The sequence below is a fragment of the Hydrogenophaga sp. genome (assembly GCF_030158645.1).
In the GTDB taxonomy this organism is placed as follows: domain Bacteria; phylum Pseudomonadota; class Gammaproteobacteria; order Burkholderiales; family Burkholderiaceae_C; genus Hydrogenophaga.
Genome location: NZ_JAOASO010000114.1, coordinates 1 through 7,275 on the forward strand (window position 1 = coordinate 1; position 7,275 = coordinate 7,275).

The 7,275-nt window shown below is 64.9% G+C and carries 6 protein-coding genes and 1 pseudogene; 1 reads left to right on the forward strand and 6 read right to left on the reverse strand.

Translation table 11 applies throughout. The annotated features are described in order from the left end of the window. From Q1W68_RS12855 to Q1W68_RS12880, 6 genes and pseudogenes are all read right to left on the reverse strand, one after another. Positions 1–175 (reverse strand): annotated as a pseudogene (locus Q1W68_RS12855) (amino acid ABC transporter substrate-binding protein); the annotation flags it as partial. Between the two features lie 284 nt (positions 176–459). Next, positions 460–1,377 carry a LysR substrate-binding domain-containing protein gene (locus Q1W68_RS12860; RefSeq protein WP_300651305.1) on the reverse strand — a complete coding sequence of 306 codons (918 nt, stop codon included), beginning with the start codon at positions 1,375–1,377 and terminating at the stop codon, positions 460–462. Positions 1,378–1,415: 38 nt separating this feature from the next. Next, the gene (locus Q1W68_RS12865; RefSeq protein WP_300716908.1) at positions 1,416–2,189 is read right to left on the reverse strand and encodes a hypothetical protein; all 774 of its coding nucleotides are present in this window, start codon (positions 2,187–2,189) and stop codon (positions 1,416–1,418) included. 17 nt (positions 2,190–2,206) lie between these two features. Continuing rightward, positions 2,207–2,866, reverse strand: a complete 660-nt coding sequence (locus Q1W68_RS12870; protein ID WP_300654415.1) for a TetR/AcrR family transcriptional regulator — start codon at positions 2,864–2,866, stop codon at positions 2,207–2,209. Positions 2,867–2,871: 5 nt separating this feature from the next. Continuing rightward, positions 2,872–4,128 carry a patatin-like phospholipase family protein gene (locus Q1W68_RS12875; RefSeq protein ID WP_300654418.1) on the reverse strand — a complete coding sequence of 419 codons (1,257 nt, stop codon included), beginning with the start codon at positions 4,126–4,128 and terminating at the stop codon, positions 2,872–2,874. Positions 4,129–4,246: 118 nt separating this feature from the next. Next, positions 4,247–4,801 carry a phasin family protein gene (locus Q1W68_RS12880; protein WP_300654421.1) on the reverse strand — a complete coding sequence of 185 codons (555 nt, stop codon included), beginning with the start codon at positions 4,799–4,801 and terminating at the stop codon, positions 4,247–4,249. A 207-nt stretch (positions 4,802–5,008) separates the two neighbouring features. Between Q1W68_RS12880 and Q1W68_RS12885 the strand changes: the two genes are divergently transcribed. Continuing rightward, on the forward strand, positions 5,009–6,994 hold the full coding sequence (locus tag Q1W68_RS12885; protein WP_300716909.1) for an SDR family oxidoreductase: 1,986 nt from the start codon (positions 5,009–5,011) through the stop codon (positions 6,992–6,994). The last annotated feature ends 281 nt before the right edge of the window (positions 6,995–7,275 follow it).

Sequence of the window (7,275 nt, forward strand, 5' to 3'; positions counted from 1 at the left end):
TGTGGAAGCCGACGTACTTGCCGTTGCCCAGGGTGTAGCCCAGGCCGGACGACTCACGCACGCCCAGGGACACACTGCCGGACGCCTTGATCTTGGCCAGCGTGTCGCCGGTTTGAGCCAGGGCGCTGCTGGCGGCCAGTGCGGTCACGGCCCATGCGAGCAGGTGTTTCTTCATATCTATCTCCTTGCTTGTGAAAAAAACGAAAGGTGAACGTTTGTCGTCGGGATGTGGTCACGATCAACAACGGGGACCACGAATCATGCGTTGCATGCAACCTCCGTACCACCCGGGAAACCCCACTGGGTAAAGGTCTGGATTCAGGTCAGCCCGCCAATGTAGCCAGCGCCGTTGGTGAAAGCCAATGCCGTTTGCAGCGCCGGTCATGCAAACCGTTCATGTCCGAATTTACCCCAATGGTCGGGCTCGCCGGTTGACGATAGGACTTCAAGCGAAAACGTTCAGGAGGCTCCCAGCCGTTGTTGAAGGTCGCTCCAGAATTTCTCCACCGGGCCCTTGGCCTTGCGCGCAGCGGGCCGCTCGCGGTAGATGCGGATGTCCAGCGCCGTCTCCAGTCCGCCGCCGGCAGAGACCAGCTTGCGCGCAGCCACTTCGTTGCGCACCGCACTGGCCGGCAGAAAGGCGATGCCGTGGCCTTCCAGCGCCATGGCCTTGAGCCCTTCGGCCATGTCGGTCTCATAGATGCGGTCCAGGTGCACCGGAACGCTGCTTTGTTTGAGCATCTGGTCCACCGCGCGTCCCAGATAAGCGCCGGGCGCATAGGCCAGGTACGGCTGTGGCTGGTGAACCAGTCCCGGCAGGGCATGGCTGGGAGCGCCCGCAGCGGTGGGTTTCACATAGGGCGCCAGCAACTCGCGGCCCAGCGGCAGCATTTCGTAGCGGTTGGCATCGAGCTGGATCGGCTGGGATTCGTGGTGGTAGGCAATGAGCAGGTCGCAACTGCCTTCCACCAGCCGCAGCACGGCATCGTGCACGTTCAGCGCAATCAGGCGACTCTTGATCGGACCACAGGTTTCGCGCAGACCCGACAGCCACGATGGGAAAAACGTGAAAGCCAGCGTGTGCGGCACGGCAAATTCGATCACATCTTGCGCTGCCGCTGTGTGGGCCCGCAGCATCGCGCGGGTGCTTTGCAGGGACTGCAGCATTTCCAGCGACTGGTCGTACAAGGTCTGGCCAGCGGGCGTGAGACGGGTGGGGTAAGACGACCGATCCACCAGGTCGGTGCCCGCCCAGGCCTCCAGCGACTGGATGCGCCGCGAAAAGGCCGGCTGGGTGACGTGGCGCAATTGCGCGGAGCGGCTGAAGCTGCGCGTTTCAGCCAGGCTGACGAAATCTTCGAGCCACTTGGTTTCCATGGGGCGCGATTATGGCGCGGCGGTGATGCGAAGGAGTCCTACCCTTCCAGCACCAGGCGCACCGAAGCCACGTACAGCTGCTCCATCGCATCCAGCGGCTGCACCGCAGCGGCGCGGTCCTGAAGGTGGCGCGCTTCGTCCATGCGCTTGTGCCCATCCAGCATGATCAGGCCGTTGGCGTATTCGGACAGCGTGATGGCGGAGTCGGGGTTGAGCGCCAGGGCCTTCTGGTAGAGCGCCAGCCCGGCGTCCCTGTTGGCGCCGTGCGTCATGCCACCCACCAGCGCGCCCACCTTGTCGATCACTTCCGCGTGGTAACCCGCCAATGCCAGGTGTGCGTCGGCGTGGCGGGGCGCCAGGGCGATGGTGGTCTCCAGCGCCTGGCGGATCTTTGCGCCCAGGCCTTGCGTGAGCGCCTTGGCCACGCTGATGCACTGGCTGTAGCGGGCCAGCGAGTAGGCGTGCCAGTACCACGCACCTGCGTTGTTCGGTTCCCGCTTCTGCAGTGCTTCGGCGCGGGTCGCCGCCTCCAGCAGCAGTTGCTGGCGGGCGTGTTCGCGCGGCTCCAGGTAGTTGGCGTAGATGCAGGTGGCCTTGTTGGCCACGTTCATGCCGGCATCGCCCAGCGCCAGGCCTTCGGCGGTGGCACGCTGGAACTCGCCGTTGTGGAACAGCACCCAGGCCGCCAGCACATCGGCGCGCTCGGGCCAGGGTTCGGCGTCACTCAGGTGCAGGCGATCCCAATGGCGCCGCAGGTGGGCTGCATCAAACCGGGGGTTCTGGGTCCAGGGGAAAGGGGTCCAGTTGTCCATCGTTGTCTCCTCTTGCGTCAGGCGCTGGGGCTGTAGGCCGCCGTGAGATGGATCAGGTGCTGCCGCTGCGAGCTCTCCAGGTAGGGCGCCAGCAGGTTGAGCACATGGTAAGCGCCACGCATCAGGGCCTGCTGCGCGTTGTCGGGCTCCAGTGCGTGTCGCGGATCGCGCACGTACTCAAAACTGAGCCAGTAGGTGAGCACTACCACCATGCTGTCGGCGGTGGGCTCCATTTCGCGCGCGTCCATCGTCACCGCGCTGTGGCGGCTGAGGGCCGCGAGCAGTTGGCGGATGGCGCGCGTCTTGTTCTTCAGCACGTCCTGAAAATGGGTCTCCAGCATGCGGTTCTTCGAGAGAAGGTCGTTGAGATCGCGGTAGAGAAACCGGTACTCCCAGATGATCTCGAACAGCGAGTGCAGGAAGAACCAGGCGTCCTCGACGTTGCGCACGCTTTCGCTGGCGCCCAACAACTCACCCAGCGCTTTTTCGTACCGCTCGAACAGCGAGTTGATCAGCTCGTCCTTGGCCGGGTAGTGGTAATACAGGTTGCCCGGGCTGATGCCGAGTTCGGCCGAGATCAGCGTGGTCGAGACATTGGGCTCGCCGAAGCGGTTGAAGAGCTCGAGCGTGACCTCGAGGATGCGCTCGGCGGTGCGGCGCGGCGCTTTCTTGGCCATGGCGCTCAGCGGCCCAGGGCCGGTTCGCCGAGCCGGCGCTGCAGGTCGTCCAGGGTGGCGTGCAGTTGCCGCCCCACCGCGGTCTGGGCGGGCACGGACGGTTCTTTCACCAGGTGCAGGTCAGCATTGTTCAGCGACGCTGTGTTCAGCGTCACGCCATGGCGCGCCAGCTTGGGCGCCAGCTCGGCCTGTCGCTCTCGCAGCATCTTGCGCGTCTGCTGATACGCGTGTTCGGCCAGTTCGCGGCGCTGGCGGTAGCTGAAGGTGTTGGCGGTGAACAGCTTGGCGTCGCGCTGGTCGGGCTCGATCAGCACGATGTCGCTGCCCGGGTAAAGGCGCTCGTAGTTCTTCATGCCCAGCTCCAACCGCGAATGGATCATGGAGCGGAAGGTCTGGCTCATCACCGCGGGGAAACCACCCTCGACCAACGAAGGAATGTGGTCGGTCTGCTCGCCCACGGCATGCGCGCGAAAGGGCACCAGGGGGTTCAGGCACAGCAGCAGGCCCACGCCTTCATCGAGCGCCACGGTGGCGTGCAAGGTCTTCTTGAGTGCACCGTCCACGTAGTGCTGACCGTCGATCTCCACCGGCGGAAACAGGCCGGGCAAGGCGGCGCTGGCCTGGATCGCGCGCGAAATTGGAACATGGTCCCACCCGGCCTTGCCAAACGGCGCGGCCTCGCCGGTGTCGAGTTGCGTGGCCACCAGCGTGAGGCGCGCGCGCAAGCGGCGGAAATCGTTGGTGCGCCCGGGCTGGCTGAACATCCGCTCGATCTGGTGGTGGATCCCTTCGTTGTCCAGCACACCGGTGGGCAGGGCTGCGCCGAGCCGCTCGAACGCGTTGGTGAAGTCCTTGCCCTTCATCCCCCAGGCCCACAGCGCGCTGCCCAGCAGCCCGGGCAGTCGCTGCAGTCGGCCGCCGAACTCATTCCATGCGGGCTTGAGCAGCCAGGCTGGGTCAAAGTTGTCGGTGCCGCGGCGGTCCTCGATGAACGCTTCACAGAGCTGCCGAGGTGTCATCCCGTTGGCCAGACCCGCCACGATGAAGCCCCCCGCAGACACGCCGACGTAATGGTCGCAGCGGTTGAGATCGAGGCCCTCCAGGCTGTCGGCCAGTGCACAGAGCGCGCCAATTTCGTAGATGGCGCCCAGCGGTCCGCCACCGGCGAGCGCCAGGGCAATGCGAGGCACAGCGGCCTTGCCCGAACGACTTTTCGCCGGCCTGGGAGAAGGCTCGGGGTGGGCGTCGTGCGGTGTCGTCATGCGTTTGAGTGTAGACCGCTGAGGCCACGGAAAGTGCTGCGTTGCAGCATGGCGTGCAGACGCAAAAAAGGGGCGCGAACGCCCCTGTTTTCGTTGCGGCCCTCAGGCTTCACAGCGCTTACGCCGCAGCGGCCTTGCGGGTTGTCTTGCGGGCGGCGGGCTTGGCCGCCACCTTCTTGGCTGCAGGCTTGGCAGCCGCCTTCTTCGCAGGTGCGGCCTTGCGGGCTGCGGTCTTGGCGGGGGCCTTGCCGGCGAGTTGCTGCACGTGCTGGTTGAGCGCGTCGATGCGCTGGATCAGCGCGTCCACATCGCGCGCCGAGGGCACGCCCAGCTTGTTGAGGGCCTTGGCCACGCGCTCTTCGAAGATCGACTCGAGCTTGTCCCACTGGCCCGAGGCCTTGGAGGAAATGTCGGTGGCCATGCTGCTGACCTTGTTGGTGGCTTCGGAAATGCGCTCTTCGGCCACGGCCTGGGTCTTGCGCTGGATCGACAGGCCTTCCTTGACCAGCGACTCGAAGGCCTTGCCGCCCTCTTCCTGCGCCTTGGCGAAAGCGCCGAGACCGGCCAGCCAGATCTGCTGGGCCGAGTCCTTGATGGCGCCGGAGAGTGGGGAGTTGAACGCCTGGGCCGAAGCCTTTTTGTCGCTGCCGTTTTTCTGGATCTTCTTGACCATGGTGTGCTCCTGCGGGTTGAGATGGATGGACAGGCCGGGGCCCGAGTGCAACCACTGTACGGGCAGGCCCCACGCCCTGTGTAGGGGCGCAAGACTAATGCCGGCGCGGCGTACGCGGGTTTTTGCGGAATGGGGCGCGCTGCTTCGTGGACCAGAATGGCAGGCGCTTTGCATTGCTCACACCCCATCTGTTTCCAGGAGACCTTCATGCATTACTTCGTCACCGGTGCCACCGGTTTCATCGGCAAGCGTCTGGTGGCCAAGCTGCTGCAGCGCAAGGGCTCGGTGGTGCACTTCCTCATCCGCAAGGAAAGCGAAGGCAAGGTGGCTGGGTTGCGCGAGTACTGGGGTGTGGGCGCGGCGCGGGCGGTGCCGGTGTTTGGCGACCTCACGTCGAAGAAGCTGGGCGTCTCGGCCGATGAGACCAAAGCGCTCAAAGGGCAGATCGATCATTTCTACCACCTGGCTGCGGTGTACGACCTCGAAGCCGACGCCGAGAGTCAGATCGCGGTGAACGTGGACGGCACGCGCAACACGGTGGAGTTCGCCAAGGCCATCGGTGCGGGCCACTTCCACCATGTGTCGTCGATCGCCGCCGCAGGGCTCTATGAAGGCGTGTTCCGAGAAGACATGTTCGACGAGGCCGAGGGCCTGGACCACCCTTACTTCATGACCAAGCACGAGAGCGAGAAGATCGTGCGCCAGGAATGCAAGGTGCCGTGGAGCGTGTACCGCCCGGCCGCCGTGGTGGGTGACAGCCAGACCGGCGAGATGGACAAGATCGACGGGCCGTACTACTTCTTCAAACTCATCCAGCGCCTGCGCCAGATCCTCCCCCCGTGGATGCCCAGCGTGGGCCTGGAGGGCGGGCGCATCAACATCGTGCCGGTGGACTTTGTGGTCGATGCACTCGACCACATCAGCCACCTCAAACGCAGCAGCGGCGCCTGTTTCCACCTGGTGGACCCCATGGGCTACCGCGTGGGCGACGTGCTCGACATCCTGAGCAAGGCGGCCCACGCGCCGAAGATGAACCTGTTCATCAACGCCGCGCTGATGGGCTTCATTCCCAAGAGCGTGAAGAAGGGCCTGATGGCGCTGGCGCCCGTGCGCCGCGTCTACAAGGCCATCATGCAAGACCTCGGCTTGCCCGAGGAGATGATGACCTTCGTCAACTACCCCACGCGCTTTGACTGCCGCGACACGCTGGCCGCGCTCAAAGGCAGCGGCATTGCGTGCCCCAACTTCAAGGACTACGCGTGGCGCCTGTGGGACTACTGGGAACGCCACCTCGACCCCGACCTGCACATCGACCGCAGCCTCAAAGGCACGGTGGCGGGCAAGGTGGTGCTGGTCACCGGCGGCAGCTCGGGCATTGGTCTCGCAGCAGCCCACAAGTTCGCCGAGGCGGGCGCCATCACGATCATCTGCGGGCGCGATCAGGACAAGCTCGACGAAGCCTGCAAGGAGGCGAAAGACAAGGGCTACGAGTTCGTCGCCTACCCGGCCGACATCGCCGACATGGCGGACGCCGACCGCTTCGTGCAGCTGCTGGTGGCCAACCACGGCGGCGTGGACTTCCTGATCAACAACGCCGGCCGCTCGATCCGCCGCGCCATCGAAGGCAGCTACGACCGTTTCCACGACTTCGAGCGCACCATGCAGCTCAACTACTTCGGCTGCCTGCGCGTGACCATGGGCCTGCTGCCCGGCATGGTGGCCAAACGCAAGGGCCATGTGGTCAACATCAGCTCCATCGGCGTGCTGACCAACGCGCCCCGGTTCAGCGCCTACGTGGCGAGCAAGGCCGCGCTGGACGCCTGGACGCGCTGTGCCTCCAGCGAGTTCGCCGACCAGGGCATCAGCTTCACCACCATCAACATGCCGCTGGTGCGCACGCCCATGATCGCGCCGACCCAGATCTACAAGAACGTGCCGACGCTTTCACCCGAAGAAGCGGCCGACATGATCGCGCAGGCCTGCATCTTCAAGCCGGTGCGCATCGCCACCCGCCTGGGCATCACCGGCCAGGTGATGCACGCCATGGTGCCGCGGGTGGCGCAGATCGTGATGAACACGAGCTTCCGCATGTTCCCGGATTCGTCGGCGGCCAAGGGGGAGAAGGGGGCGAAGCAGCAGTTGTCGGCGGAGGCGGTGGCCATGCAGCAGATGATGCGGGGGATTCACTTCTGATCTCTTTGTCTTTTGAAGTGGTGTTTTTTCTTTCGTGGCAGGCCGGGTCTCGGCCCGGCGGCCGAGCTACTTTTCTTTGCTTCGCCAAAGAAAAGTAGCCAAAAGAAAAGCGAGCCGAAGTCCGGGGCCCTGCGGGCTTCCTTGCGCTGCTCGTGTCGCGGGGGATGTCCGCAAACTTGTCCGCTGCGCGGCCTTCGGACATGCGGACCTCTGATCCCCGCGCCCCTGCGCTGCTCAGCCCGGCCACACGGCCACAAACGGGTTCGGGTTCGGACTCCCCC